Below are 24190 nucleotides of genomic sequence, written 5' to 3'. Positions count from 1 at the left end.
AAGTTCCCCGTACGCGTACGCCGTGGGCGTCATCGCTGTGGGCGATCAAGGGTTCCGTGCACCCCCGGTGCCGGGCAGGCTGACCCGCATGAAGCTGCTGATGCTGGGTGGGACCGAATTCGTCGGGCGCGCGATCACCGAAGACGCCCTGAGCCGCGGGTGGGACGTCACCGTCTTCCACCGCGGACACCACGCGCCCCCGCCGGGGACCACGGCCCTGCACGGGGACCGCACCGCTCCCGAAGGCCTGGACGCCCTCGCCGAGGGGGAGTGGGACCTCGTCGTCGACACCTGGGGCGGCGCCCCCACGGCCGTCCGCGACAGCGCCCGCCTGCTGGCCGGCCGGGTCGGCCGGTACGCGTACATATCCAGCCGCTCGGTGCACTCCTACCCCGCCGCGGCGGGCGCGGACGAGGACGGCCCGCTCGTCGACGGTTCGCCCGACGCGGACTCCGTCGCCTACGCCGAGGACAAGCGCGGCGCCGAGATGGCCGCCGTGGACGCCTTCGGCGACCGCGCCCTGCTGGTCCGCGCCGGGCTCATCCTCGGCCCGTACGAGAACGTGGGCCGGCTGCCCTGGTGGCTCAACCGCGCGGCGCGCGGCGGCCCGCTGCCCGCCCCCGGGCCGCGCGAGCTCCCGCTCCAGTACGTGGACGTACGCGATCTCGCGCACTGGACCCTGGACGCCGCCGAAGCCGGGCACGGCGGTCCCTACAACCTGGTCTCCCCGGCCGGCCACGCCACCATGGGCAGCTTCCTGGAGGCCTGCGCGAAGGTGACCGGCGGCGGCGCCGAGCTCCGCTGGATCGATCCGGCCCGGATCGAGGAGGCGGGCGTGCAGCCCTGGGCGGATCTGCCCGTCTGGGTGCCCGAGGGCGGAATGCACGACCACATGTACGGCGCGGACGTCACCAAGGCGCTCGCGGCGGGCCTGAAGTGCCGCCCGGTCGAGGAGACCGTCGCCGACACCTGGAGCTGGCTCCGGGAGGTGGGCGGGGTGGCCCCGCAGCGCGCCGACCGTCCCGCTCCCGGGATGAGCGCCGAGCAGGAGTCCGCACTACTCGGGCTCTGAGCGGGGCCCCGGCCGGGGCTCCGACCACGCCGCCTCCGCGAGCCGGGTCGGCGGCAGGTACTCGCGCACCAGCGTGCGGTGCCACCACGCCCCGGTCTCGCGCAGCTCCCGCCAGGTCGTGAACCGGTAGCGGTACAGCCGCGCCCGGACGTACCGCGGCGGCGCGTCCGGGAAGGGGTTGTGCCGCAGCAGCTTCAGGGTGTCCCGGTCGCCGGCCAGCAGCCGCTCCACGAACGGCCCGAACCAGTCGCGGGCATAGCCGGGGGAGAGCGCCGCGAACCACATGAGCCAGTCGAGGCGCAGGTGGTACGGGGCGAACTGGCGCGGGATCCGGCGCACGTCACCCGGCTTGCCCCGGAACCCGTACTCCCGCCACGCGCCGTCCTCCCGCGGCTGCCGGTCCGCGGTGCCCTCCACCACCACCTCCTCGCGGATCCGGCCCACCGTGCCGAACGCCCCGTAGGTGTTCACCAGATGGAGGGGGTCGAAGGACCGGTTCATGACCTGGCCGCGCGAGACCATGTTGGCCACCGGGTGCCGGCTCAGCACGAGCACGAGCGCGGTCGCCGCGCACACCAGCACCACGTACCAGAGCGGCCCCTGCCGGGAGGCGGCCGGCGGCGGTGCGCCCGCGAGCGTGCCGAAGTCGAAGGCCGGCAGGGCCGCCGTGATCGTGATCCAGTTCAGCCAGGCGAAGTTCCCCGACGCCACCAGCCACAGTTGGGTGGCCACGATGACCGCGGCGGCGTACGAGGCCACCGGCTGCGGAGTGAACAGCAGGACGGGCACCAGCAGTTGGGTCACGTGGTTGGCGGCGCACTCCACCCGGTGCAGCGGCTTCGGCAGGTGGTGGAAGAACCAGCTCAACGGGCCGGGCATCGGCTGCGTCTCGTGATGGAAGTACAGGCAGGTGAGCCGGCGCCAGCAGGGGTCGCCGCGCATCTTGATGAGCCCCGCGCCGAACTCCACCCGGAAGACCACCCAGCGCAGCAGCCACAGCACGAGCACCGGTGGCCCGGCCCGCGCGTTGCCGAGGAGCACGGCCAGGAAGCCGACCTCCAGCAGCAGCGACTCCCAGCCGAAGGAGTACCAGGTCTGCCCCACGTTCACGATCGACAGGTACAGCAGCCACAGCAGCGCCCACATCGCCATGGCCGCACCCAAGGGCACCGCGTCCCCGGCCCCCGCGGCGAGGGCCGCCGCCAAGGCGGCCCCGGTCCAGGCGCAGAGGGCGAAGAACCGGTCGGAGTAGTACAGGTGGAACAGGCTCGGGGCGCGGCGGAAAGGCACGTACCGCAGGTGGTGCGGCACGGGCAGCATGCCGTGCGCCCCGATCAGTGCCCGGAACTGCAGGGCGGCCCCGGCGAAGGCGAGGAGGTAGACACCGGCCAGGGCCCGCTGGAAGATCAGCCGCCCCAGCCAGTATCCGGGCGCCGTGAACCAGTCCATCGCCTCCAGTATCCGGCCCGCGCGGGCCGGGCGCCCGTGGCGAGGCGCCGCACGTACCGCCCGAGCCGGCGGACGTAGGCCCGCTGCAGGAAGGGGACGACCGGGCCCGCGAGACGGGTGTACCAGCTGGCCGGGCGGCTGAAGGCGTTCACCTCGAACCACACCGAGCCGTCCGGCTCCATGTCCACCACGAAGGACTCCTCGCCGCACTCGGGATGCCCGGCGAGCGTGCCGTAGGCGAAACCGGTCCGGCGGGGCTCGTACGCGGTCCAGATCACCTGGCACGGGGCGTCGATCCGCAGCGGGCCGACCCCGATCCCGACGACGACCCGGTCACCGGGCCGGACGGGGGACCCTCCGGCCGTGACGAGCATGCCCGAGGCGCGGTGGGCGCGGAAGGTGGTGACGGCCGCCCCGGCGGCGTCGAAGGCGGCCTGCCCCTGCCCGATCCGGGTGCGGTGGTGGGTGATGTTGTACCCGGCGGGCAGCGGCCGCCGGGCGGTGGCGCCCCGGTCGGGGTAGTTGAAGGTGCTGCGGCCTTCGCTGGTCAGGCGGGTCATGCCGGGATCTCCGTTCGGGCGGGCCGGGCGGCCGGGGCGGCCGCTCGGGGAAGTTCAGGTCGTTCCGGCTGCCCGGCCGGAGCGGTGGGGGCTGCCCAGCCGGCGGTCAGGCGGCGCCAGGCGAGCAGCGAGCACAGGCCGAAGCCGAGGGCGTTGCCGAGGCCGTGGGTGGCGGCCATCCAGGTCAGGGTGGGGTGCACGATCCCGGTGGCCTCACCGAGCGCCCACCACAGGGCGAGCAGCATGGTGGCCACCAGAACGGCCGCCGAGCCCGCGAGCAGCGTGCCGGTGATCCGGTCGCGGGCCCCGGCCCCGGTGCGGACCTCCCGCCAGGTCAGCAGGGCAACCGCCCACATGCCGCCGGTCAGCGTCACCGCGCCCACCAGCTCGGCCCAGTCGTCGATGAAGTAGCCGAGGAGCACGAGCCCGGTTCCGGCCGGGACGCTGTACGCCGCCCAGCGGGCGAGGGCTCCGGCGGCGCAGGCCCGGCACACGAGCCCGGCGACCAGGGCCGCGGTGAAACCGGCGAAGTGGAAGTGCGGCACGGTCAGGGCCAGGATGTCGAGGTCGAAGCCGAAGAGCCGGTACCCGGCGCGTTCGGCGACCAGGGCGGTCCCGGCGACCGAGGGCGCCACGAGTGCGGTGAGCACGGCCACCTCGGCGGGTCCGGGTTTGGCTCCGGGGCCGGGTGCCGATCCGGTGCCCCGGCCGGGCGCGGTCCGTACCGCGGGGACCAGCGCCATTAGCGCCGGGACCAGGGCCCGTACCGCCGGGACCAGGGCCCGTACCGCCAGGGCCAGCGTCGCCGCCGCGTAGACCGCGGCGAGGGCCGTGGCCGGGGCTCCCCGGGGCAGCCACAGGCACACCGCTCCGGGAGTCGCGAACAGCGGCCAGAGCCGGGCCGTCCGTGCGAACCGGACCGGATCGATCAGGCGCAGGCCGGCCGGGACGACGTAGAGCATGCCCAGCGTGACGATCAGATTCACCAGCACGGTCACCGCGGATCCCCCCTCGGAACAAACGCCTTGAACGCGTTCAACTCACGATCGTGAGCCTAGACCCCCTCTTGAACATGTTCAAGAGGGGGTCGGATGCGTGATCTCCGGTTGCGGGCTCCCCGTACATACGGCAGACAAGAGGGAGCAACCGGGGCGAAAAGGGAGATGCAACGTGCACGCACCGACACCTCGTCAGGCGCCGCGTCGTCACGCACCGGCCCGTGCGGCCCTCTTCACCGTCCTCGGACTCCTCGCCGCGGCCTGCGGCGCCTCCGCCGACGAGGGACGGACCAAGGGCCCCGCCGCCGAGAGCCAGGACGTCCACCTCCAGCCCGTGGCCTCGGCCGGTCCGGACCCCTTCACCTCCTCCTCCGCCACCGGCGAATCGGCCCCCGTCCAGCCCCCGCTGCCCAACGCGACCGGCCAGGGCATCCGTACCGTCAACGCGGCCACCCCCGGCCTGTACGGCGGAACCCAGCGTCTCGGCAGTTGCGACGTGGAGGCGCAGGTCCAGTCCCTGACCGCCGACGACGCCAAGGCCCGGGCCTTCGCCGAGGCCTCCCAGGTGGAGCAGGAGCAGATCCCCGACTTCCTGCGCGGCCTCACCCCGGTCGTGCTGCGCGCCGACACCCGGGTGACCAACCACGGCTTCGTCGGCGGCAAGCCGGACGCCTTCCAGTCCGTGCTCCAGGCCGGCACCGCCGTCCTCGTGGACAACCACGGAATGCCCCGCGTCCGCTGCGCCTGCGGCAACCCGCTGCTCTCGCCGCGCGCCGCCAAGGGCGCACCGGTGCTCAAGGGAGAGCCCTGGAGCGGCTACCAGCCCGCCCAGGTCGTGGTCATCGAGCCCACGATGCAGGTGATCAACAACCTGGTCATCGTCAACGTCGCCGACAACACCTGGATCGAGCGCACGGCCGGCGACGACGGAGCCCAGGACCGCGCCCCGCAGACGCCGCCCCCGTACGACCCGGCCGACGGGATTCCCGCCGGGCCCGCCACCCCGCCCGGCACCTCGCCGGCCGAACCGTGCCGGACCCCGGACAGCAACAGCCTCGCCCGCACCGAGCCGCCGCCCACCGGCCCGCCGAGCCCCGGCGGCAGCGCCGCCCCGAAGCTGCCCGACTGCCCGCCGAGCTCTCCGCAGACGGCTCCCAGCACCCCCGGCGACCCGACCGGCCCGAACACCCCGACGGCCCCCGACCAGCCCTCGTCCGGCGTGCCCACCGGCCCGCCCACCGCTCCGCCGCCCACCACCGACCAGCCGGGCGACATCCCCTCCGACCTGCCCGGGCAGACCCCGGGCGACCCCGGGACCCTGGTGGGCCCCGACGGGGCGTCGCCGCAGCCGAGCGACCCGTACGCGGACCCGTACGCGGACCCCTACGCGGACCCGTACTCCGACCCGTACTCCGTCCCCGAGCAGCAGCCCTCGGCTCCGTACGACGGCCAGTACCTGGAGAGCGCCTGACCGGCCCGTGTGTCATGGTGGACCGGTGCCGATCGCCGTATCGCTGCCGGAGGACTGGCCCGCACACCCGGACCGCTCGCTCTCGCTGAACCGCATGGGCAGTTTCGACTGGGACCTGGTCACCGGTCTCATGCACATGGACTCGGCCGCCCTGGAGGTCTTCGACACCACCGCCGCGGAGTACGACGGCAGGCCCGGGTCCCTCGCGCCGCGCGTCCCGCCCGCCGAGGGCGCCCGGCTCGACGCACTGGTCTCCTCGGCCCTCAAGAGCGGGGTGGACAGCTACGGCGCCTACTTCCGCATCCGCTGCCACGACGGCACGCTGCGCTGGACGCACACCCAGGGCCGGGTCATGCGCGGCCCGGAAGGCCGCCCTTACCGCATCATCGGCATCGTCCGCGACGCCACCGAGGAACTCAGTCATTCGGCGGAACGCCTCGGGCTGGACGAGGAGCGGCGCCGCCAGACCTCCGTGGTCGAGTCCACCACCGCCGCGCTCGCGCACGCCCGTACCGTCCAGGACGTCATCGACGCCCTCGGCGATGCCCACGGCCTGGAACGGCTCGGGTCCATGGGCATGGTGATGGGACTGGTCGAGGCCGGCCGGATCCACCTTGTCGCCGAGGGCCCCGCCGGCAGCTTCGTCCCCGGCACCCGCTACACGCGCATCGACGAGCCGTACCCGATGAGCGAGGTGGTCCGCTCGCTCCAGCCGCGCTTCCTGGACTCCGCGGCCGAGTTCGCCGCCGGGTACCCCGGGCTGTGGGCGAAGATCTCCTCGATGCACATCTCGGCGGCCGCCTACCTGCCGCTGATCGCCCAGGCCCGCCCGATCGGCGCGATCGGCCTGCTCTACCAGGACAAGGACGGCTTCACCCAGGAGGAGCGCAACCTCCTCGTCGCGCTCGGCAGCAGCATCGCGCAGAGCCTCCAGCGGGCGATGCTGCTGGAGCAGGAGCACGATCTGGCGGAAGGGCTCCAGCAGGCGATGCTGCCGCGCCGGATCCCCTCGGTGCCCGGCGCCGAGATCGCCGTGCGCTACCGCTCGGCCAAGATGGGCCAGGACATCGGCGGTGACTGGTACGACGTCATCCCGCTGCCCGGCGGCCGGGTCGGCGCGGTCATCGGGGACGTCCAGGGCCACGACACCCACGCGGCGGCGGTCATGGGCCAGCTGCGGATCGTGCTCCGCGCCTACGCCGCCGAAGGGCACTCGCCGGCCACCGTCATGGCCCGGGCCTCCGTCTTCCTGCACGAGCTGGACACCGACCGCTTCGCCACCTGCACGTACGCCGAGGCAGACCTGTCGACCGGGGTGCTGCAACTGGTCCGGGCCGGCCACATCGACCCCCTGCTGCGCACCCGCGACGGGGACTGCGAGCGCCTCGCCCTGGAGGGCGGGATGCCGCTGGGGCTGTCGGCGGAGTTCGGGCTGCTGGAGTATCCGGTGACCACGGTCGAACTCGGGCCGGGAGAAACGCTTCTGATGTGCACGGACGGCCTGGTGGAACAGCCCGGAGCCGACCTCGACGACGGCGTCCGGCTCCTCACCTCCCTCGTACGGACCGGACCGGCCGACCTGGCCCTGCTCGCGGACCGGCTGTGCGAGGTCGTCGACGACCGGGGCGGCGCCGACGACATGGCGCTGCTGCTGCTCCGCCGCGAGGCCGAGGAGGTCCAACAGGCGGGCGGGCGGCTCCAGCAGCACGTGGCGCCCGGCGATCCCGAGGCCCTCGTATCGGCCCGCCACATGATCGGCGCGGCGGTGCGGGCGTGGGGCGCGCGGGACCGGGCGGACGAGATCGAGCTCATCGCCGACGAGCTCATCGTCAACGCCCTCATGCACACCGACGGTCCCGCCATCGTGACGCTGCGGGTCCTGACCGGCCCCGAACGCCGGCTCCGCGTGGAGGTCGAGGACCGCTCCAGCGCCCTGCCGCGCCGACGGGAGGCGGGCGACTCCGGGGTCTCGGGACGCGGCCTGATGCTGGTGGACCGGCTGGCCGACGTCTGGGGCGTGGAATCGCGGGGGAACGGCAAGTGCGTGTGGTGCGAGTTCACGATGCCCTGACCCCGTACGCGGCCCCCGACGCCCCGGCCTTCACCTGCGGCCCGGGGCCGTCATGGCCGGATCAAGAGCTTAGAGTCGCCCCGTGAACATACCCGTGGCGGTCCGCTGGGCCCTGCTCGCCTGCGCCGGCTTGAACCTCTTCTTCGCACTGAGGGCGCTGCACCGCATGCGCCGCGCCGGGCGGGGCCGACGGACCGGTCCCGGTCTCGACGCCCTCGACCACGCGCTGGGCACGGTGCTGATCGCGACTCTCGCCACGGGCGGCGACCACCCGGGCGTCGCCTTCGGCGCGCTGATCCTGCTCGGCCCGGTGATCCTCTGGAAGGGCGTCCGCGACGCCCGGGCCCACCGCGAGGCAAAGGCCCGTACCGCCACTGCCACCGACACGAACTAGGCCGCCCGGCTCGCGCCCGGCCCCGGGCCACGGCAGGCTGGGGGCATGCCCGAACTGCCCGAAGTCGAGGCCCTGAGGGGGTTCCTCGACGAGCACCTGGCCGGGCGGGTGGTCGAGCGCGTCCTCCCGCTCGCCGTGAGCGTGCTCAAGACCTACGACCCGCCGCTGACCGCACTCGAGGGGCAGCGGGCCGGGACCACCGCCCGGTACGGCAAGTTCCTCGCCCTGCGCATCGGCGAACTGCACCTCGTCACCCACCTCGCCCGGGCCGGCTGGCTGCGCTGGACCGACACGGTCCCCGACCGGCCGCCGCGCCCCGGTAAGGGGCCGCTCGCGCTGCGCCTCGTCCTGGAGGGCGGCGGCGGGTTCGACCTCACCGAGGCCGGGACCCAGAAGCGGCTCGCCGTGTACGTGGTCCACGATCCGCAGGAGGTACCCGGCATCGCCCGGCTGGGCCCGGACCCGCTCGCCGAGGCCTTCGACCGCGCGGCCTTCGGCGCGCTGCTCGCCGGGGAACGGCGGCAGATCAAGGGCGTGTTGCGCGACCAGAGCGTCATCGCGGGGATCGGCAACGCCTACAGCGACGAGATCCTCCACCAGGCCCGGGTCTCGCCCTTCAAGCTGGCCGCCTCCTTCGACGAGGCGCAGGTGGACCAGTTGTACGAGGCCGTCGAGGAGACCCTGCGCGCCGCCGTCGAGCGGGCCCACGGGGTGGCCGCCGGACGGCTCAAGGCCGAGAAGAAGAGCGGGATGCGGGTCCACGGCCGCGCGGGCGAGCCCTGTCCGGTGTGCGGGGACACCGTCCGCTCGGTCTCCTTCGCCGACTCCTCGCTCCAGTACTGCCCCACGTGCCAGACGGGCGGCAAGCCCCTCGCGGACCGCAGACTGTCGAAGCTGCTGAAGTAGCGGCCGGGGTCCCGGGGAACCCTCCCGGGAGGGCCCCGGCCGGACCGCCGCGGGCTAGACTCCGGCCCATGGCCGAGGAGCAGCAGCCGCAGCCGCCCCGGCGGGAGGTCGTCACCGGGGTTGCGCGCGGCAGCCGCAGGAGGGTGCCCGCGCACACGCCGGCCCGGTCCGAGATCTCCGAGCAGACCACTCTGGGCGCCACCTACGTACGGGCCCTCATGCGCAGCCAGCTGCGCGCCGGACTCGCCGCCCTGGCCGCGCTCGTCCTCCTGGTGGGCCTGCTGCCGCTGCTGTTCCTGCTGCCCCGGGTCGCGTCCGGGCCGCTGGTCTGGATCGTGCTCGGGGTGCTGGTGTATCCGGTGCTGTGGTGCGTCGCCCGCGCGTACGTGATCCGGGCCGAGCGCAACGAGGCGGACTTCACCGGACTCGTCACCGACCCGACGGAGCCGCCGCCGGGGCCACGGCGGCCGGAGTAGCGGCTGCCGCTCGCCCGGTGGCGGTGGGACGCGTCACCTGCGGGGGTGGAAGTAGCCGATGGCCAAGCCGTCGCTCGTGCAGTTCATGCCGCGGTAGCGGTCGGTGAAGGTGCCGGTGATGCCGGTGGACGCGTCGTACGCCTGGCCGCGGGGCAGGTCCTTGCCCACCCTGAACCGCAGCTGGACGTGGACGGACTCGCGGGGCTTCAGCGTCTTGGCAGCGGGCACGGAGCCGCCGGAATTCCCACCGGCCCGGCGCAGCGTCTTCCAGGCCCGCTGGGAGGTGTCCCAGTACTGCAGGTCGCCGTACGGGCTCAGGTCGTGCTCACCTTCGTTGTAGATGTAGCTCTCCAACACGGCGCCGAGTCGGAACGACTTCAGCTCCTTCGACGAAGCGTTGGTGAGCGTGGCCGTGTAGGTCGTCCAGCGGGTACCCAGGGGGATCGACTTGGGTATGCCGAACACGCGCCCCACGAAGATGTTGGGGTGGTACTGCCCGTAGGCGGTGTCGAGGTCGCGACACGTGGGGAGCGTCGCGGCTGGCGCCGCCTGGGCGGCCGGTGCGGGGTCCGGGGACTGCGTCGACGTCTTGCCAGCCGGGAGCATGGTGAAGTCGTGCCAGGTCTCCTTGGCCGAACCACAGGAACCGTCACCGTTGCGGTAGTCCGCGGCGGCGAGTGCGTATCCGGCGCCGGGTTCGGCGTTCTTGACCACGCGGGTGCGCAGTTTGAGCGTGACGGTGGTGCGCGGACCGATCGCCAGGGAACCGAACAACTCGTCGGGCGTCGTTTCCCGGAACGTGGTCCACCGCCCCGCCTTGGCGTCGTAGTACTCGGTCTCCAGCTCCAGCAACGGCCCTTCGACGTTTTCCGCGGAGGCCACGGCCAGGAAGGGCTGCACCTTCTCCAGGGCCTTGTCGGTGGTGTTGGTGAGCGTCATGGAGAAGGAGGTCCACGCGCCCCCCGCGGTGAGCCGTCGCGGCAGCCGCTGGACGGCCACCCGTAGCCGCTCGGACTCGAACGCACAGGACCGGCCGGCGGCATCCGGGTGCACACCGGGGGAGACCGGTGTCCCTTGGGAGGCCCCGGCCACCGCCCCCGTCGCGAAGGCCGCAGGGGCGGTGGGGGCGATCACTGCGACTGCTGCCACAGCCGTCGCGGCGGCCGTCAGGGCGTGGCGCATCTTCATAGGTAGACCTCTCGAGTCGCAAGTGCCTTCGCATACCCGTGCACTGAGCATGACCATGTTCAGTGCCGAAATGGTTGCACTCGATCTCGACGGACCGATTTCGACGGACCCGAGGGCCCGCTCAGAACAGGTGCATGGCCAAATGGCCGAGCGGGAGACCGAGTTGCCAGGCCGGGGTCCAGACGCGGGCGTTCTCGTCCAGGCCGGGCGGGGTGTCGGCGTGGCCGTGGCGTCCCGGGTCGAGGTTCGTGGCGAACAGCTCCGTGTGGTCCAGCCAGCGCCAGGCGGCCCGGGCCAGTTCCAGGTCGGGGTCCTCGCCCTGCCCGCGCTCGCGGGCCTCCTCGCCCAGCGCGAGGAACCGGGTGTGGACCCAGTCGCGCCAGGGGTGACCGTACGCCGTCAGCGACATCCACTCGTCGAGCTGCGAGACGACCCGGATGCCGGAGAGTTCGCCGGCGGCGTCCGAGAGGTAGATGGTCAGCGCGAGCGTGTCGCGTCCGGCGCGGAACTCCAGGGTGCTGACCGGGATCAGCCGGCCCGTGCGCAGCAGTTCGTCGGCGATGTACTCCGCGTAGAGCCATGCCATGGGCACCGCGAGCCCACCGTCACTGGTGCCGTTCGTACCCTCGGGCTGCACCGTTCCACCTTCTCCCGCATGCGTCGCGTCTTCCCGCCGTCAGCGCCGAGCCTTCCTTGCGCGGCTCGCGATGCGGGGGATGTTTACTCAACTTGAACGGTCCGGTGCCGGTTTCGATGCGGTTCGTGTCCGGTTCGCGGGCGTTCAGGCCATTCTTTGACGCGTTCGCCGTGCCTCGGTTCGAGGGGCCTCTCGCGGGTGCGGGACCGGTCAGACCGTGGCGATCACGGCGTAGCGTTCGTCGGTCACCGCCCGTCCCCACAGGGCCGCGTTGTCGCCGAGGGGCTCGACGCGGAGGGCGGCGACCAACGGTCGTACGGCGGAGGCGAGTCGGTCGGCGCCGACGCCGCCCGCCCAGGGCAGGGTCTCGGCTCCGGGAACGTACGGCGCGGCGCTCGCGTCGGCCTCGCGCCAGCGGCCCTCGACCAGCACCAGGGTGCCGCCCGGGCGCAGTCGGCCGATCCAGTCGCCGAGCGCGGCCTCCGGGGCGGGCAGGGTCCACACCAGGTGCCGGGAGAGCAGGACGTCGAACCGCTGGTCGCCGGTGGGCGGTGCGGCGGCGTCGCCGACCAGGAACCGGCCCGCCAGTCCGGCGGCGGCCAGTTTCGCCCGGGCCCGCCCGACCATCCGCGGCGAGAGGTCCACCCCGGTGACCCGGTGCCCGGCCTCGGCCGCCAGCAGGGACAGCGACCCGGTGCCGCAGCCCACGTCGAGGACGTCGAGGGGGCCGGCCGGCAGCCAGGAGCGGAAGAGGTCCGCCCACGCGTCGCGGGTTTCCGGGGCCCGCAGGCCGTGGTCCGGCTCCTCGTCGAACCGGACGGCGGCCTGGTCCCAGTAGGCGCTGATCTCTGCGGTGTTCGTGGAGTTCGGCATCCCGCGAGTCTCGCAGCCGGCACTGACAAGGCCCGGCGGACGCCGGCCGGCCCGTGCTCAGGCACCGAGTCCGTACCCGTAGCCCTGGAGGTCCTTCCGCAGGGCGCGCAGGGCGTAGTACGTACGGGACTTGACCGTTCCCGCCGGAATGCCGAGCTCGGCCGCGGCCTCGGCCACCGAGCGGTCCTGGAAGTAGACCTGCACCAGGACGTCGCGGTGCTCCGGCCCCAGGGAGCCCACGGCCCGCCGTACGTCTATGGCCGTCACCGAGCCCGCCACCGCGTCCCCCGGCGCGGGTGCCTGGTCCAGCCCCTCCGGGTCCACCTCCAGGGGCCTGGACAGGCGTGCCCGCCGGGCGTCGATGGCGAGCCGCCGGGCCACCGTGAACAGCCAGGGCCGCAGGGACTCGTAGGCGCCGCCCAGGACCTCGGGATGCTGCCAGAGGCGCAGCAGGGTCTCCTGGACGAGGTCCTCCGCGCGCTGGGCGTCCCCGGCCGTGAGGCCCAGCAGGAAACCGAACAGGGCCCGTCCGTGTTCGCGCTGGAGTTCGGCCAGTGCCTCGGGGTCGGTGCGTCGCAGGGTGGGGGCGAGGGGCACGGGAGGCTCCTTCCGGGGGTCGGTGCGGGGTCGGTCGAGGTCGACGGATCCACCCTGACCTGCACCGGGCCGCCCGGGAACCGTCCCGTCCGGACGGTGCGCCCAAGCACCCGGGTCGTCCGGTGGGCGGCCGCGCGGGGCGGTGAACGGTCGAACGGCGCGCCGAACGGCCATTGGGGTGAGCGCGCGGCCGGGGGCGGAGCCGCTTCTTGACTTCGGGCATCTCTTTCTATGGATTGACTGAAGATCAGGTAGTCGTATTTATCGAGTCAGCCAAGGAGAGCCGGGACCGATGACCGCACGTACCCGCCACGCCCTCGCCCTCCTGACCGCCGTGGTGCTGTCGGCCGTCGCCGGCTGCTCGGCCGGCGGGGACCCCGCGCCCGCCCGCCTCGCCGGCTCCCCGTCCTCCGCCCGGGCGGCCTCGGGCGCTCCCGGATCCACCACGGCCCCCGCCGCGGGCTCGCAGCGGGGCTTCACCCTGGTCGCGAGCGGCGACGTGCTGCCCCACGAGTCGGTCATCCGGCGGGCCGCCTCCGACGCGGACGGCGACGGCCACGACTTCCGGCCGATGTTCTCCGCGGTCAAGCCGATCGTCTCGGCGGCCGACCTGGCCCTCTGTCACATGGAGACCATCTACGGTCCGGAGGAGGGCCCGTTCACCGGCTACCCCGCCTTCCAGTCCCCGCCCGAGGTCGCCGACGGCCTCAAGGACACCGGGTACGACGGCTGTTCCACGGCCTCGAACCACACCCTCGACGGAGGCGCCGCCGGTCTGAAGCGCACCCTCGACCGCTTCGACAAGGTCGGCCTGAAGCACGCGGGCTCGGCCCGTACGCAGGCCGAGGCGGGCACCGTGACGATGTACACCGCGGGCTCCGCGAAGGTCGCGCACCTCGCGTACACCTACGACACCAACGGCTACCCGATGCCCGAGGGCCAGCCCTGGGCGGTCAACCTGATGGAGCAGGAGAAGATCATCGCGGACGCGCGGTCGGCCCGGAAGGCGGGCGCCGACGTGGTCCTGGTCAGCCTGCACTGGGGCACGGAATGGCAGACCGAACCGGACGAGAAGCAGCTCGCGCTCGGCAAGGCGCTGACCGCCTCGCAGACCGGCGGGCGCCCCGACGTGGACATGATCCTCGGCACGCACGCCCACATCCCGCAGGCGTACGAGAAGGTCAACGGGACCTGGATCGTCTACGGCATGGGCGACCAGGTCGCGGGCGAGATGTTCAACTACGGCGGCGCACGGGACATGCGCGGCAACTACGGCTCCATCGGCCGCTTCACCTTCGCCCCGCCGGCCGCCCCCGGGCAGCGCTGGCAGGTCACTAAGGCCGAGTTCGTCCCGCAGATGATGGACCTGGGAGCGGGCCGGGTGGTCAACCTCCCCGCCGCCCTCGACCGGTCGCCCGGCCGCGAGGACTACGAAGAGGCCCGCGACGAGATCACCGAGGCCGTCCTCGGCCGCGGCGCGGCGAAGGACGGCCTCGTGATGGCGAAGTAGGCCCCGACGGGGGGTCAGGCGGCGGCGTTCGGGCCCTGGACGGCCTTGACGCGCTGCATCGCGGTCAGCTTGCGCACGAAGAGGACGGCCAGCACGGCGGCCACCGTGGTGGAGAGCTCCGCGACCGCCGCGAAGGAGGAGGCGTCGCGCAGGGCCTCGTGGGTCTCGGCCGCCAGGTACTGCCGGGAGGACACGCGGTCGAGGACCGTGCTGACGACGAACGCCAGCCACCAGGCGACCACCGGGGCGCCCGAGACCTGCCGGTAGGTGCCGTCGGGCGCGTACTGCGTGCTGGCGTTCCAGGTCTCCCGCGCCGTCCGGTACGGGAAGAAGAGGTTCGCCAGCGGGACGAACCAGCCGCCGATGGCCCACCCGGCGGACTGGGTGAAGCCGTCGGGGCGGAACACCTGGCCGTTGCTGCGGACCCGGTGGAACCAGACGATGAAGACCACGGCGGTGGCCAGGTAGAGCACCACGTCGAGGAGACCGAGGGGGATCGTGAGGGCGTCGAGCCCACCGAGGCGCTCGCTCGTCCCCATCGAGGGCCCGCTCGTGAGGTCGTCCTGGAGGCCCGCCCGGAACAGCTCGGCCCCGGACAGGACGAGGCCGAGGACCCCCACCAACGACAGCAAGAGGGTCAAGGCCGTTGCCTGCCCCTCGGGGGAACGCAGGACGCTGACGGCCCGCGGCTGAGAGGGGCCCGGCGCCACGGACGGCGAAGGACCTGGTGGGCTCATGGACATGGCGAAATACCCCCCACGGGAACATATGCAACGAGTGACACGGAAACGGGCCGCTCAGCGGCTGGCCCGACCTGTGTGAGCTGCACGAATGTATGTCACGCGGAGTCCCTCGTCTACGGTGATCCGATTGCGCGGGCGAATCGCCGCCGCGGCGGGATCCCTACGGAACCACCGTGACCGGCCAGCGCCCCGCCTTCACCAGACGGATCGCCACCGAGCCCACGATCCGGTGCCCGGCCTGCTCCGAGGCCCCGACCACCACCGCGTCCGCCATCAGCTCCTCCGCCGCGCTCACCAGCCCGGCGTACGCGTCCCCGCGGAAGGTGTGGAACTGCCACCGGACGTCGTAGACGCCCTTCAACCGCTCCGCGGACTCCCGGATCTCTGCCACCAGCCCCTGCGCGATCTCCTCCGTGGCCTCCGGCACCGGCGCTCCCAGCGAGGCCCCGGCCGGCATCACCGGCTGGACGTACACCAGCGCCAGCAGCGCGTTCTGCCGCCGGGCCAGCCCCGCCGCGTAGGAAGCCGCGCGGAGCGAGGACGGCGACCCGTCCACCCCGGCGAGGATCACCTTCGGACCGTCCGTACCGCGCTCGAATCCCGTACTCACATGCTCTGTCACCCTCCCGAGGCTAAACCCGCTCACCGCGCGAAGGGGCGCGGCCCTCCCTACAGTGCGAACCATGAGTGCCACCGTGGAGGAGACGCGCGGGACGCGCGCCAGCCGCAGCCGCTTCCTGAACCGGGTGCCCGACGCCTTCGGAGCGTTCTTCGGAACCCTCGGGCTGGTCTGCGCCCTGCTGGCGCTCTCCCCGACGCTGCGCCGCCTGCTGCGGCCAGTCGTGCGCTTCCTCGACCTCATCGTCGTACCGGTCAGCGCCAACCTCGCCTACGCCGTCTTCCTCTTCCTGCTCGCCGCCGCACTCGGCATGCGCAAGAAGGTCGCCTGGTGGATCGTCGTCACCTATTTGGCCCTGCTGCTCCTGGTCGACGTACTGACCATCGCCGCCGAGGACTACTGGGTGGGCTTCTCCTCCATGGCCCTGGCGGTCGCCGCCCTCGCGATCCTGATCGCCGCGCGCAAGGAGTTCAACGCCGCCTCCCGGCCGGGGGCCCTGTGGCGGGCCATGCTCGTGCTCGGCCTCGGCCTGCTCGCGGCCGTGTTCCTCGGCTGGGGCCTGGTCGCGCTCTTCCCGGGAACCCTGCCCAAGGGGCAGTGGCTGGACTGGTCCGCCAAGCAGGTCTTCGGCGGGCTCTTCTCCGCCCGGCAGTTCGACGGCCACCCCGCCCGCCCCCTGTACTTCCTGCTCGGCCTCTTCGGCGCCCTCGCCCTGCTGAACGCCGCCGCCACCCTCTTCCGCTCCCAGCGGCTGACCGCCGCCCTGCACGGGGACGAGGAGCCCCGCATCCGGGCCCTGCTGGGCGCCTACGGGCGCAACGACTCCCTCGGCTACTTCGCCACCCGGCGGGACAAGGCCGTCGTGTTCGCCCCGAACGGCAAGGCCGCCGTCACCTACCGCGTCGAGGCCGGCGTCTGCCTCGGCAGCGGAGACCCCGTCGGCGACCCCGCCGCGTGGACCCCCGCCATCGACGCCTGGCTCGCCGTCGCCCGCCGCTACGGCTGGCAGCCCGCCGTCATGGGCGCCTCCGAGGACGGCGCGACCGCGTACGCCCGCTCCGGACTCGGCGCCCTGCAGCTCGGCGACGAGGCCATCCTGCAGGTGGCCCACTTCGACCTCGACGGCCGCGACATGCGCGTCACCCGCCAGGCCGTCAACCGGGTCAAGCGCACCGGAGCCAGCACGGTCATCCGCCGCCACTCCGCCCTCTCCGAGGACGAGATGCAGACGATCGTGGACCGGGCCGACACATGGCGCGACACCGAGACCGAACGCGGCTTCTCCATGGCCCTCGACCGGCTCGGGGACTCCGCCGACGGCGACTGCCTGCTCGTGGAGGCCTTCGACGACAAGGGCGAGCTGATCGCCCTGCTCTCCTTCGTGCCCTGGGGCAAGGACGGCATCTCCCTCGACCTGATGCGCCGCGACCGGTCCGCCCCCAACGGGGTCATGGAGTTCATGGTCGCCGAGCTCTGCGCGGCCGCCCCGGGCCTGGGCGTGCGCCGCATCTCCCTCAACTTCGCCGTCTTCCGCTCCGCCTTCGAGGAGGGCGGCCGGATCGGCGCCGGTCCCGTCCTCAAGGTGTGGCGCAAGCTGCTCCTCTTCTTCTCCCGCTGGTGGCAGCTGGAGGCGCTGTACCGCTCCAACGTCAAGTACGGCCCCGAGTGGTACCCGCGGTTCCTCTGCTTCCAGGACGCCGGCTCGCTCGCCCGGGTCAGCCTCGCCTCCGGCATCGCCGAGGGGTTCGTCTCCGTGCCGAGCATGCGCACCCTGTGGGGCAACGGCCACCCGCGCGGGCTCACCGCCCCCGCCACCACCGCCGGCCTGCCTCCCATCGAGTCCCTCGGGCTGGAATCCGTAGGGGAGGAGGACGGCGAGGCCGCACGGGCCGAGCGGCAGCCCGAACAGGTCCGGGTCCGGCACGACAAGCTGGAGCGGATCAGGGCCGCCGGCACCGACCCGTACCCCGTCGGCATCCCGCAGCGCACCCACACCGTCGCCGAGCTGAAGGCCGCGCACCCCGGATACCCGCCCGGCACCCGCACCGGCTCGCCGGTCACCCTCGCCGGACGCGTGATGGTCGTGCGCGACCTCGGCGGCGTGGTGTTCGCGGTGCTGCGGGACTGGTCCGGGGACGTCCAGCTGATGTTCACCCGCGACGAGGCGGGCGCCGCCGTGCTCGACACCTTCACCTCCCAGGTGGACTTCGGCGACCACGTCGTCGCGAGCGGCGAGGTCGGCGCCAGCAAGAGCGGCGAACTGTCGGTGGTCGTCGACTCCTGGCAGCTCACCGGCAAGTGCCTGCGCCCGCTGCCCGACAAGCGCAAGGGCCTCGCGGACCCGGAGGCCAAGGTCCGCATGCGCTACCTCGACCTGGTCGCCAGCCCCGAGGCGCGCGACGTCGTACGGGCCCGCTCCAGCGCCGTCCAGGCCCTGCGGCAGGGACTGCTGGACCGGGGCTACCTGGAGGTCGAGACCCCGATGCTCCAGCAGATCCACGGCGGGGCCAACGCCCGGCCGTTCCGAACCCACATCAACGCCTACGACCTCGACCTGTACCTGCGCATCGCGCCCGAGCTGTACCTGAAGCGGCTCTGCGTGGGCGGCATGGAGAAGGTCTTCGAGATGGGCCGCACCTTCCGCAACGAGGGCGTCTCCTACAAGCACAACCCCGAGTTCACGATGCTGGAGGCCTACCAGGCCTTCGCCGACTACGACGTGATGCTCGACCTGACCCGCGAGCTGATCCAGGGCGCCGCCACGGCCGCCTTCGGCTCGCCGATCGCGCACAAGGCCGGACCGGACGGAAAGCTCGTCGTCCACGACATCTCCGGGCCCTGGCCGGTCAAGACGATGTACGGGGCGATCAGCGAGGCCCTGGGCGAGGAGGTCGACGCCGACACCGAGGAGCACGTCCTGCGGCGGCTGTGCGACCGCGCGGCCGTGCCGCACACGCCCGACAACACCCGGGGCGACGTGGTCCTGGAGATGTACGAGCGGCTCGTGGAGGAGCGCACCAAGCTGCCCACCTTCTACAAGGACTTTCCGACCGACGTCTCCCCGCTCACCCGGCAGCACCGCAAGGACCCCCGGCTCGCCGAGCGCTGGGACCTGGTGGCCTTCGGCACCGAACTGGGCACCGCCTACTCGGAGCTGACCGACCCGGTCGAGCAGCGCCGCCGGCTGACCGCGCAGTCGCTGCTGGCGGCGGGCGGGGACCCGGAGGCGATGGAGCTCGACAACGACTTCCTCGACGCGCTGGAGTACGCGATGCCGCCGACCGGCGGACTGGGCATCGGAGTCGACCGGCTCGTCATGTTCCTCACGGGTCTGACGATCCGGGAGACGCTGCCGTTCCCGCTGGTGCGGCGGGGCTGACCGGCGGGGCTGACCGGAGGGCTTGGCCGGCGGGACTACTCCGGGCGGGTGAGCGCGCGGGGGCGCGTCCGCGCCTCTCGACATCTGCGGCGATGTCGTTGATACGTAGTAGTAATGAAAAATGACGAGCCGACAGTAGGGCGACGCGTGCTCCTGCGCTCCGCCGTCTTCCTCGGAGTCGCCGCCGCCGCAGGACTGCTGACGGGCGGCGAAACCGATCTGCCGACACCGGGCGCCGGAGGTACAGGGGCTCCCGCGGCGGGACCGCCGCCCGGCGGAGCCGCAGGGCCCGGCCCCCTCACCGGAGCCCCCGCCGGGCTGCCGCAGTTCCCGCGCGGATCCCCGTACCGGCTCGAACCGATGACCTCCGAAGGGGCCCCGGAGCGCGTCCCCGTGGCGAAGCCCGCCGTACGGACCCGGCCCATCCTGGAACTGCCCGCCGGCGTGAGCACGGCCAGCGCCATGACCCTCACCTTCGACGACGGCCCCGACCCCCGCTACACCCCCGGCATCCTGGACACGCTCGCACGCCACGGCGTCCGGGCCATGTTCTTCGTCTGCGGGGAGATGGCGGTGGACAACAAGGACCTGCTGCGCAGGATGGTGGCCGAGGGACACGTCATCGGCAACCACACCTGGACCCATCCGCAGCTCACCAAGATCAGCCGGCCGGCGATGGCCTCCGAGATCGGCCGCACGAGCGAGGTCGTACAACAGGCCGTCGGCACCGCTCCGCAGTGGTTCCGGGCGCCCTACGGGGCCTGGAACCGGGCCGCCTTCGAGATCGGCGCGGAGCTCGGCATGGAGCCGCTCGCCTGGACCGTGGACACCCTGGACTGGAAGGAGCCGGGCACCACCGCGATCGTGTCGCGGGTCCTCAAGCAGGCCGCGCCCGGCGTGATCGTGCTGAACCACGACGCGGGCGGCAACCGCTCGCAGAGCGTGCAGGCGCTGGCGAGCTACCTGCCGCAACTGCTCGGACGGGGATTTCGGATGACGCTGCCCGAGCTGCCGCCGCGCTGACGGCGGAACCCGGCAAGGGGCCGTACCCCGTGCGCGGCCGCGGCGGCGTCCGCCGCCGCGCACGAGTCGGTCAGCGGGCCTCCACCATCCGCGCGAACACGACCACGTTGCCGTCGTAGCCGCGCCCCTTCGAGTAGCCGCCGCCGCACGTGATCACCCTGAGTTCCGGGTGCCCGGTGTCCCCGTACACCCGGGATCCCGGGAAGGTGCTCTTGGAGAAGACCTCCACGCCGTACACCTCGAACACCGCCGTGCGACCGTCGTAGCGCGCCACCTCGATGCGGCTGCCCTTCTGGACCGAGCCCAGCCCGTAGAAGACCGCGGGGCCCTGCGCGTTGTCCACGTGGCCCACGATCACCGCCGAACCCTGCTGGCCCGGCGAGATGCCGTTGAGGTACCAGCCGGCCAGGTTCTTGTCCTGCGGGGGCGGCGCGTCGATCCATCCCTGCGCGTCCAGCCCGACCGTCATCACCGGCGCGTCCACGCTGATCGACGGGATCCGGATGCGCTGGACCGACGAGTGGTCCAGCGCCTCCATGTCCGGCGCCGGAACGGGCAGCTCGGCGGGTGCCTGATCGGCCGGCTGCCCGACCGTCGCCCCGGACGGTGCGCTGACCGCCGCGGCCGCGGCCGGCTGCGGGGGGCCGTCGCCGGCCTCGGCTCCGTTGCGCATCATGGCGAGGCCGCTGAGCATGACCAGCGCGATCGCACCCCAGGGGGAGCGCCTCCTCGGTGGCCTCTCACCCTCGTCCTCGAGCATGGTTCTCCCTTCCCGGACGCGGGGGTCCCGACCCGCGTTCCTGTCCCACCCCTGCACGCCCTACTTCACGCACGCTAAGCCGGTGCGTGCGGGACGGCGATCGGGGAAGGGCGAACGGGTGGTGGGGCCGGAAGGGGTGCGCCCATCCAGGTAATCGTCACATAAATGCCTGACGGGTCGTGACCTGCGGATCCGTCAGCAAACGCCGCCGCGCATCGGCGTGTCGCTCAACCTTGCGGCCCAAAGCTGGACATGCGCTGGTTGCGGACCGAACAGAGGGTTCGTCTTGGGAGGCGTTCTCGTCGATCTGCCCGGGCCACCGCTCCGGGGCGCTTCCCGCTGGAGGTTCCACCATGCGTGTTCTCCGCGCTCTTACCGTGACCGCGGCGGCCACTTGCGCCGCCATCGCCCTCAGTGCCCCATTCGCCTCCGCGAACCCCGCGGGCGGTCCGCCCTCGGGAGGAAACGGCGGACCCAGCAATGTCACGGTCAACCCGTACTCCGTGCACCAGGGCTCCACGATGCAGGTCAGCGCGGCCGGCTGCGGCCACGGCGGCATCGTCTTCTCGCACGGAAACTTTCCCCAGACGAACCTGTCCGCCGGCTCCATCGGCTTCGCGACGGTCCGGATCTTCAACCACGCCTCGCCCGGGCACCACACCCTGTCGGTCAAGTGCCACGACAACAGCCTGGTCGCCACGCACCGCTTCACGATCCTGGACGGCCGCGGCGCCCAGGGCGGCATCGGCGGATCCCTCGGCCCGTCCACCACCGAGACCGCCATCGGCGCGAGCCTCGTCGGTGCGGCGGCCCTGGGTGCCGGTGCCCACGTGATGCGCCGCCGGCGCCCGATCCGCGGCCGGGCCTGACCGGCCGACCTCCCCGGTCGGCCCGGACAACCGCCGGTCGCCCCGTGTCCTGGCCAGGACACGGGGCGACCGGCGTTTTCGGGGAGATGAGGTTGTGGTGGGACCCCGGGTGGGGGCGGCCGATGGGTGGCGCGCGATCAGTGGATGCGGCGGATGTCCCGGCGGCGCAGGGCGTAGCCGAGACCGACCAGACCGCCGAGGACGAGCCCCGCGCCGGCGCCGAGCTCCAGGGGATCGAGCCCGGCGATACTGCCGCCGAGGCCGCCGCGGACACCGAGGGTGGCCCGGCGCGAAGCGCCCGTACCGGTGCCGGTGCCTGTACTCGTACCTGCGGCCGTGCTCGCGCTCGGCGTTTTCCGGGCGCCGACGGTGGAGCTGGTCGTGGGCCTGCCCGTGCCGCCGGTGATGGTGAGGTCGGCCGAGCCGGTCTCGCCGGCGCAGGTGAAGGAGACGGAGTACTGGGCTCCGCGCCGCGCGTCCCGGTCCACGGTGACCCGGGCGGTCTTGCCCCGGTCGATGCTCACGGTGTCGAAGATGCCGGAGGAGACGGTGGCGAAGGCGGCGTTGCAGCCGGTGACGGACAGCACCACCTGGCCGCCGGGGGCGACCGTCGAGGGGGTGATGGCGAAACCGAAGGAGGTGATCGGCGCGGCCTCGGCCGCACGCGCGGCGGGGGCGGCCACTGCGCCGCAGATGAGGAGGGCGCCCGCCGCGGCGGCGCCCAACAGGGCTGTGGGGGAGGTGGGTATCGCGCCCATGGATGATTCTCCGGATCCCCGAGGAGCAGCCGCGGAACGGTTTCCGCACGTGGGGGGTCGTGCGCCTCGATGTCCGCCACGCTAGGTCCGGGCGCGCCGCCCCGCGATCAGGAACGGGCGAATGGGGCATGGCCGTAGGCCGAACCGGGGACGGGAGGACCGTCCCCGGTTTATTGGGCGACCGGGTCGCCGACCCCGGCGGCGGGTGGCGCGGTGTCAGCCGCCCAGGCCCAGATACGGGAACTGGGAGAGGAACGGCTCGGCCGTGGCGGCGATACCCCGTCCGAAGGGTGCGTCGAAGTCCCAGATGAGGAACAGCAGGAACGCGATCAGCGCGCTGAACAGCCCGGCCAGCAGCAGTTCCCGGAACGAGCGCCTGATCTGCAGGGTGAAGATCAGCCCCACCGTCACCAGGGCCCCGGCGATCAGGCCGAACCAGACCACCCCGGGCATGGTGGCCCCGGCGCTCTGGCCGCGCGCGTTGCGCGCGTCGTCGACCACGGCGACCTGGTCCACGAGCGGCTGGTACGCCTGGCCCTCGTGGTCGGTCTGCGGTTCGTAGTCCGTCACATCACGGCGGATACGTTCCAGCAGCTCCCCGCTGCGGTCCGTCAGTTCGCCGTTCTCGGCCATCTCCTTCCATTCGGTGTCGACGACGTAGGTCACGTAGGCGTCGACGTCGGACCTGATCTTCTTGCGCACGTCCGCCGGGTAGACCTCGGAGCGGACGCTGATCTCGTGCAGGGCCTGCGATTCCTGGCGCACGTATTCCTGGGCGGCACCGCGGCCCTCCCAGACGCCGGCGATCGCCAGGCCGAGCACGATCGCGTAGATCACGCCGATCATCATCGTCATGTACTCGATGACGTCCGGGGTCTCGCTGGGATCGTCGTCCTCACCGATCCGGCGCTGGTTGAAGAAGGCGATGGACAGCACCACGGCACACGCGGCGGCCATCGCGAGGGACAGGACGAGCCATTCCGACAAGATGACTCCCAATCGATTACGGGGGTGGAATGCGGCGGCTCTAGCGCGGGCGCAGCGCGACGATCGCGAGCACCGCGGGGGCCGCGGTCATCAAGGTGAAGGTCACCGGTGAGATGTGGCGCTCGACCGGCTTGCGGGCCGCCGCGTGGTAAGCGGGGCGCTCGATCGGCTTCTTGGGCACGGCCACGGGGATCACCCGGGGTGGCGCCGGCGGTGCCGGTGGCTCCGCGACGGGTTTCGGAATCGGCTTGGGGATCGGCTTCGGGGCCGGCTTCGGGGCCGGGGGAGCTGGGGCCGGGCGCACGGGGGGCGGGGCCGGTGCGGGGGGTGGGGGCACCGGTTTCGGGGCGGGCGGTTTCGGAGCGGGCGGTTTCGGGGGTGGGGGTGGTGTCGGGGTGGGCGTGGGCTTCGGGTGGGGCGGCGGAGGGGGCTTCGGGGTGGGCTTGGGCGGGCACGGCGGGGGCGGGGGCGGCGGCGGGCAGGGCGGGTGGCCGTGGTGGCCCCCGCCACCGTGGCCGTGTCCGCCACCGTGCCCGCCCCCGTGTCCGCCGTGGCCCTGACCGTGGCCTTGACCGGATCCGCCCCGGTTGCCGCGATCACCCCGACCGCCCTGGTTGCCGTGGTCGCCGCGGCGGCCTTGGTCGGCCTGTTCGCCGTGACGTCCGCCACCTCGGATGCCCCCGGTCGCGCCGCCCAGGGCGGTCAAGGCCTGCCTGACGGCGGCCGTCCCGTCGCCGGGGTCGATCGTCGCGTATGCGCTGCTATCGGCCATGGCCGGTGTCGCGGACAGGGCCGCCCACAGGAGGACCGGTACGGCCAACAGGCGCCTGGAAGAGGCTCTTTTCACCCG

23 protein-coding genes are annotated in these 24190 nt (G+C 73.0%); 10 read left to right on the top strand and 13 right to left on the bottom strand.

What is annotated here, in order from left to right; translation table 11 throughout:
* The first annotated feature begins 88 nt into the window (after positions 1-88).
* Positions 89-1072, top strand: a complete 984-nt coding sequence (locus ACFYYB_RS03060; protein WP_389432900.1) for an NAD-dependent epimerase/dehydratase family protein — start codon at positions 89-91, stop codon at positions 1070-1072.
* On the opposite strand, the gene ACFYYB_RS03055 is transcribed toward ACFYYB_RS03060, so the two are convergent.
* From ACFYYB_RS03055 to ACFYYB_RS03045, 3 genes are read right to left on the bottom strand one after another with little or no spacing between them, the layout of a single operon-like run.
* Complete coding sequence (locus ACFYYB_RS03055) at positions 1058-2521, bottom strand: lipase maturation factor family protein (protein WP_389432899.1); 1464 nt, start codon at positions 2519-2521, stop codon at positions 1058-1060. The genes ACFYYB_RS03060 and ACFYYB_RS03055 overlap by 15 nt on opposite strands.
* The gene (locus ACFYYB_RS03050) at positions 2479-3081 is read right to left on the bottom strand and encodes a DUF1990 family protein (RefSeq protein ID WP_389432898.1); all 603 of its coding nucleotides are present in this window, start codon (positions 3079-3081) and stop codon (positions 2479-2481) included. The genes ACFYYB_RS03055 and ACFYYB_RS03050 overlap by 43 nt, the downstream gene beginning before the upstream one ends.
* Positions 3078-4079 carry a YndJ family protein gene (locus ACFYYB_RS03045; protein WP_389432897.1) on the bottom strand — a complete coding sequence of 334 codons (1002 nt, stop codon included), beginning with the start codon at positions 4077-4079 and terminating at the stop codon, positions 3078-3080. Before ACFYYB_RS03045 ends, ACFYYB_RS03050 begins: the two co-directional genes overlap by 4 nt.
* A 172-nt stretch (positions 4080-4251) precedes the next feature.
* On the opposite strand from ACFYYB_RS03045, the gene ACFYYB_RS03040 reads away from it, so the two are divergent.
* The 5 genes from ACFYYB_RS03040 (at position 4252) to ACFYYB_RS03020 (ending at position 9397) form a co-directional block, all read left to right on the top strand.
* Positions 4252-5550 (top strand): DUF6777 domain-containing protein, encoded by a 1299-nt coding sequence (locus ACFYYB_RS03040; protein WP_389432896.1) that lies wholly within the window; start codon positions 4252-4254, stop codon positions 5548-5550.
* Positions 5551-5557: 7 nt separating this feature from the next.
* Positions 5558-7621: a SpoIIE family protein phosphatase gene (locus ACFYYB_RS03035; protein ID WP_389432895.1), complete on the top strand. Its 2064-nt coding sequence runs from the start codon at positions 5558-5560 to the stop codon at positions 7619-7621.
* 82 nt (positions 7622-7703) lie between these two features.
* A complete protein-coding gene (locus ACFYYB_RS03030; RefSeq protein WP_389432894.1) occupies positions 7704-8015 on the top strand; it encodes a hypothetical protein in 312 nt (103 codons plus the stop codon).
* A 45-nt stretch (positions 8016-8060) separates the two neighbouring features.
* Positions 8061-8921: an Fpg/Nei family DNA glycosylase gene (locus ACFYYB_RS03025; protein ID WP_389432893.1), complete on the top strand. Its 861-nt coding sequence runs from the start codon at positions 8061-8063 to the stop codon at positions 8919-8921.
* A gap of 68 nt (positions 8922-8989) precedes the next feature.
* The gene (locus tag ACFYYB_RS03020) at positions 8990-9397 is read left to right on the top strand and encodes a hypothetical protein (RefSeq protein ID WP_389432892.1); all 408 of its coding nucleotides are present in this window, start codon (positions 8990-8992) and stop codon (positions 9395-9397) included.
* 33 nt (positions 9398-9430) lie between these two features.
* Here the strand turns inward: ACFYYB_RS03020 and ACFYYB_RS03015 are convergent, their stop codons facing one another.
* The 4 genes from ACFYYB_RS03015 to ACFYYB_RS03000 all read right to left on the bottom strand — a co-directional run bounded on the left by ACFYYB_RS03015 (position 9431) and on the right by ACFYYB_RS03000 (position 12692).
* Positions 9431-10585, bottom strand: a complete 1155-nt coding sequence (locus ACFYYB_RS03015) for a hypothetical protein (RefSeq protein ID WP_389432891.1) — start codon at positions 10583-10585, stop codon at positions 9431-9433.
* A 121-nt stretch (positions 10586-10706) separates the two neighbouring features.
* The gene (locus ACFYYB_RS03010) at positions 10707-11171 is read right to left on the bottom strand and encodes a hypothetical protein (RefSeq protein WP_266962692.1); all 465 of its coding nucleotides are present in this window, start codon (positions 11169-11171) and stop codon (positions 10707-10709) included.
* A 261-nt stretch (positions 11172-11432) separates the two neighbouring features.
* Positions 11433-12095, bottom strand: coding sequence for a class I SAM-dependent methyltransferase (locus ACFYYB_RS03005; protein WP_389432890.1), 663 nt, complete (start codon positions 12093-12095; stop codon positions 11433-11435).
* A gap of 57 nt (positions 12096-12152) precedes the next feature.
* Entirely contained in the window at positions 12153-12692 is a 540-nt protein-coding gene (locus ACFYYB_RS03000; protein ID WP_389432889.1) for a sigma-70 family RNA polymerase sigma factor, read from the bottom strand.
* A 292-nt stretch (positions 12693-12984) separates the two neighbouring features.
* On the opposite strand from ACFYYB_RS03000, the gene ACFYYB_RS02995 reads away from it, so the two are divergent.
* A complete protein-coding gene (locus tag ACFYYB_RS02995) occupies positions 12985-14202 on the top strand; it encodes a CapA family protein (protein ID WP_389432888.1) in 1218 nt (405 codons plus the stop codon).
* A gap of 14 nt (positions 14203-14216) precedes the next feature.
* Here ACFYYB_RS02995 and ACFYYB_RS02990 read toward each other — a convergent pair whose 3' ends face one another.
* Together ACFYYB_RS02990 and ACFYYB_RS02985 are read right to left on the bottom strand one after the other, a co-directional pair.
* Positions 14217-14843: a DUF4328 domain-containing protein gene (locus tag ACFYYB_RS02990; protein ID WP_389432887.1), complete on the bottom strand. Its 627-nt coding sequence runs from the start codon at positions 14841-14843 to the stop codon at positions 14217-14219.
* Positions 14844-15105: 262 nt separating this feature from the next.
* On the bottom strand, positions 15106-15567 hold the full coding sequence (locus ACFYYB_RS02985) for a universal stress protein (protein WP_389432886.1): 462 nt from the start codon (positions 15565-15567) through the stop codon (positions 15106-15108).
* Positions 15568-15628: 61 nt separating this feature from the next.
* On the opposite strand from ACFYYB_RS02985, the gene lysX reads away from it, so the two are divergent.
* Complete coding sequence (gene lysX / locus ACFYYB_RS02980) at positions 15629-18943, top strand: bifunctional lysylphosphatidylglycerol synthetase/lysine--tRNA ligase LysX (RefSeq protein WP_389432885.1); 3315 nt, start codon at positions 15629-15631, stop codon at positions 18941-18943.
* Between the two features lie 114 nt (positions 18944-19057).
* Positions 19058-19966: a polysaccharide deacetylase family protein gene (locus ACFYYB_RS02975; RefSeq protein ID WP_389432884.1), complete on the top strand. Its 909-nt coding sequence runs from the start codon at positions 19058-19060 to the stop codon at positions 19964-19966.
* A gap of 70 nt (positions 19967-20036) precedes the next feature.
* On the opposite strand, the gene ACFYYB_RS02970 is transcribed toward ACFYYB_RS02975, so the two are convergent.
* Positions 20037-20726 carry a class F sortase gene (locus ACFYYB_RS02970; protein WP_389432883.1) on the bottom strand — a complete coding sequence of 230 codons (690 nt, stop codon included), beginning with the start codon at positions 20724-20726 and terminating at the stop codon, positions 20037-20039.
* Positions 20727-21079: 353 nt separating this feature from the next.
* Between ACFYYB_RS02970 and ACFYYB_RS02965 the strand changes: the two genes are divergently transcribed.
* The gene (locus ACFYYB_RS02965; protein WP_389432882.1) at positions 21080-21595 is read left to right on the top strand and encodes a hypothetical protein; all 516 of its coding nucleotides are present in this window, start codon (positions 21080-21082) and stop codon (positions 21593-21595) included.
* A 137-nt stretch (positions 21596-21732) separates the two neighbouring features.
* Here the strand turns inward: ACFYYB_RS02965 and ACFYYB_RS02960 are convergent, their stop codons facing one another.
* From ACFYYB_RS02960 to ACFYYB_RS02950, 3 genes are all read right to left on the bottom strand, one after another.
* Complete coding sequence (locus tag ACFYYB_RS02960; protein ID WP_389432881.1) at positions 21733-22353, bottom strand: hypothetical protein; 621 nt, start codon at positions 22351-22353, stop codon at positions 21733-21735.
* A 216-nt stretch (positions 22354-22569) separates the two neighbouring features.
* Positions 22570-23340: a hypothetical protein gene (locus ACFYYB_RS02955; protein ID WP_389432880.1), complete on the bottom strand. Its 771-nt coding sequence runs from the start codon at positions 23338-23340 to the stop codon at positions 22570-22572.
* Positions 23341-23380: 40 nt separating this feature from the next.
* A complete protein-coding gene (locus ACFYYB_RS02950) occupies positions 23381-23527 on the bottom strand; it encodes a hypothetical protein (protein ID WP_389432879.1) in 147 nt (48 codons plus the stop codon).
* Positions 23528-24190 lie beyond the last annotated feature (663 nt).

It is taken from the genome of Streptomyces sp. NPDC002886, assembly GCF_042888445.1.
In the GTDB taxonomy this organism is placed as follows: Bacteria; Actinomycetota; Actinomycetes; order Streptomycetales; family Streptomycetaceae; genus Streptomyces.
The sequence above is the reverse complement of the archived record's forward strand: the minus strand, read 5'-3'. Positions and strand labels throughout refer to the sequence as shown.

Bases quoted from the DNA above. Each gene is read 5' to 3' on its own strand.
- ACFYYB_RS03060 (WP_389432900.1), top strand. From the start codon at position 89: ATGAAGCTGCTGATGCTGGGTGGGACCGAATTCGTCGGGCGCGCGATC.
- ACFYYB_RS03055 (WP_389432899.1), bottom strand. From the start codon at position 2,521: ATGGACTGGTTCACGGCGCCCGGATACTGGCTGGGGCGGCTGATCTTC.
- ACFYYB_RS03050 (WP_389432898.1), bottom strand. From the start codon at position 3,081: ATGACCCGCCTGACCAGCGAAGGCCGCAGCACCTTCAACTACCCCGAC.
- ACFYYB_RS03025 (WP_389432893.1), top strand. From the start codon at position 8,061: ATGCCCGAACTGCCCGAAGTCGAGGCCCTGAGGGGGTTCCTCGACGAG.
- ACFYYB_RS03020 (WP_389432892.1), top strand. From the start codon at position 8,990: ATGGCCGAGGAGCAGCAGCCGCAGCCGCCCCGGCGGGAGGTCGTCACC.
- ACFYYB_RS03015 (WP_389432891.1), bottom strand. From the start codon at position 10,585: ATGAAGATGCGCCACGCCCTGACGGCCGCCGCGACGGCTGTGGCAGCA.
- ACFYYB_RS03010 (WP_266962692.1), bottom strand. From the start codon at position 11,171: ATGGCATGGCTCTACGCGGAGTACATCGCCGACGAACTGCTGCGCACG.
- ACFYYB_RS03005 (WP_389432890.1), bottom strand. From the start codon at position 12,095: ATGCCGAACTCCACGAACACCGCAGAGATCAGCGCCTACTGGGACCAG.
- ACFYYB_RS02995 (WP_389432888.1), top strand. From the start codon at position 12,985: ATGACCGCACGTACCCGCCACGCCCTCGCCCTCCTGACCGCCGTGGTG.
- lysX (WP_389432885.1), top strand. From the start codon at position 15,629: ATGAGTGCCACCGTGGAGGAGACGCGCGGGACGCGCGCCAGCCGCAGC.
- ACFYYB_RS02975 (WP_389432884.1), top strand. From the start codon at position 19,058: ATGAAAAATGACGAGCCGACAGTAGGGCGACGCGTGCTCCTGCGCTCC.
- ACFYYB_RS02970 (WP_389432883.1), bottom strand. From the start codon at position 20,726: ATGCTCGAGGACGAGGGTGAGAGGCCACCGAGGAGGCGCTCCCCCTGG.
- ACFYYB_RS02965 (WP_389432882.1), top strand. From the start codon at position 21,080: ATGCGTGTTCTCCGCGCTCTTACCGTGACCGCGGCGGCCACTTGCGCC.
- ACFYYB_RS02960 (WP_389432881.1), bottom strand. From the start codon at position 22,353: ATGGGCGCGATACCCACCTCCCCCACAGCCCTGTTGGGCGCCGCCGCG.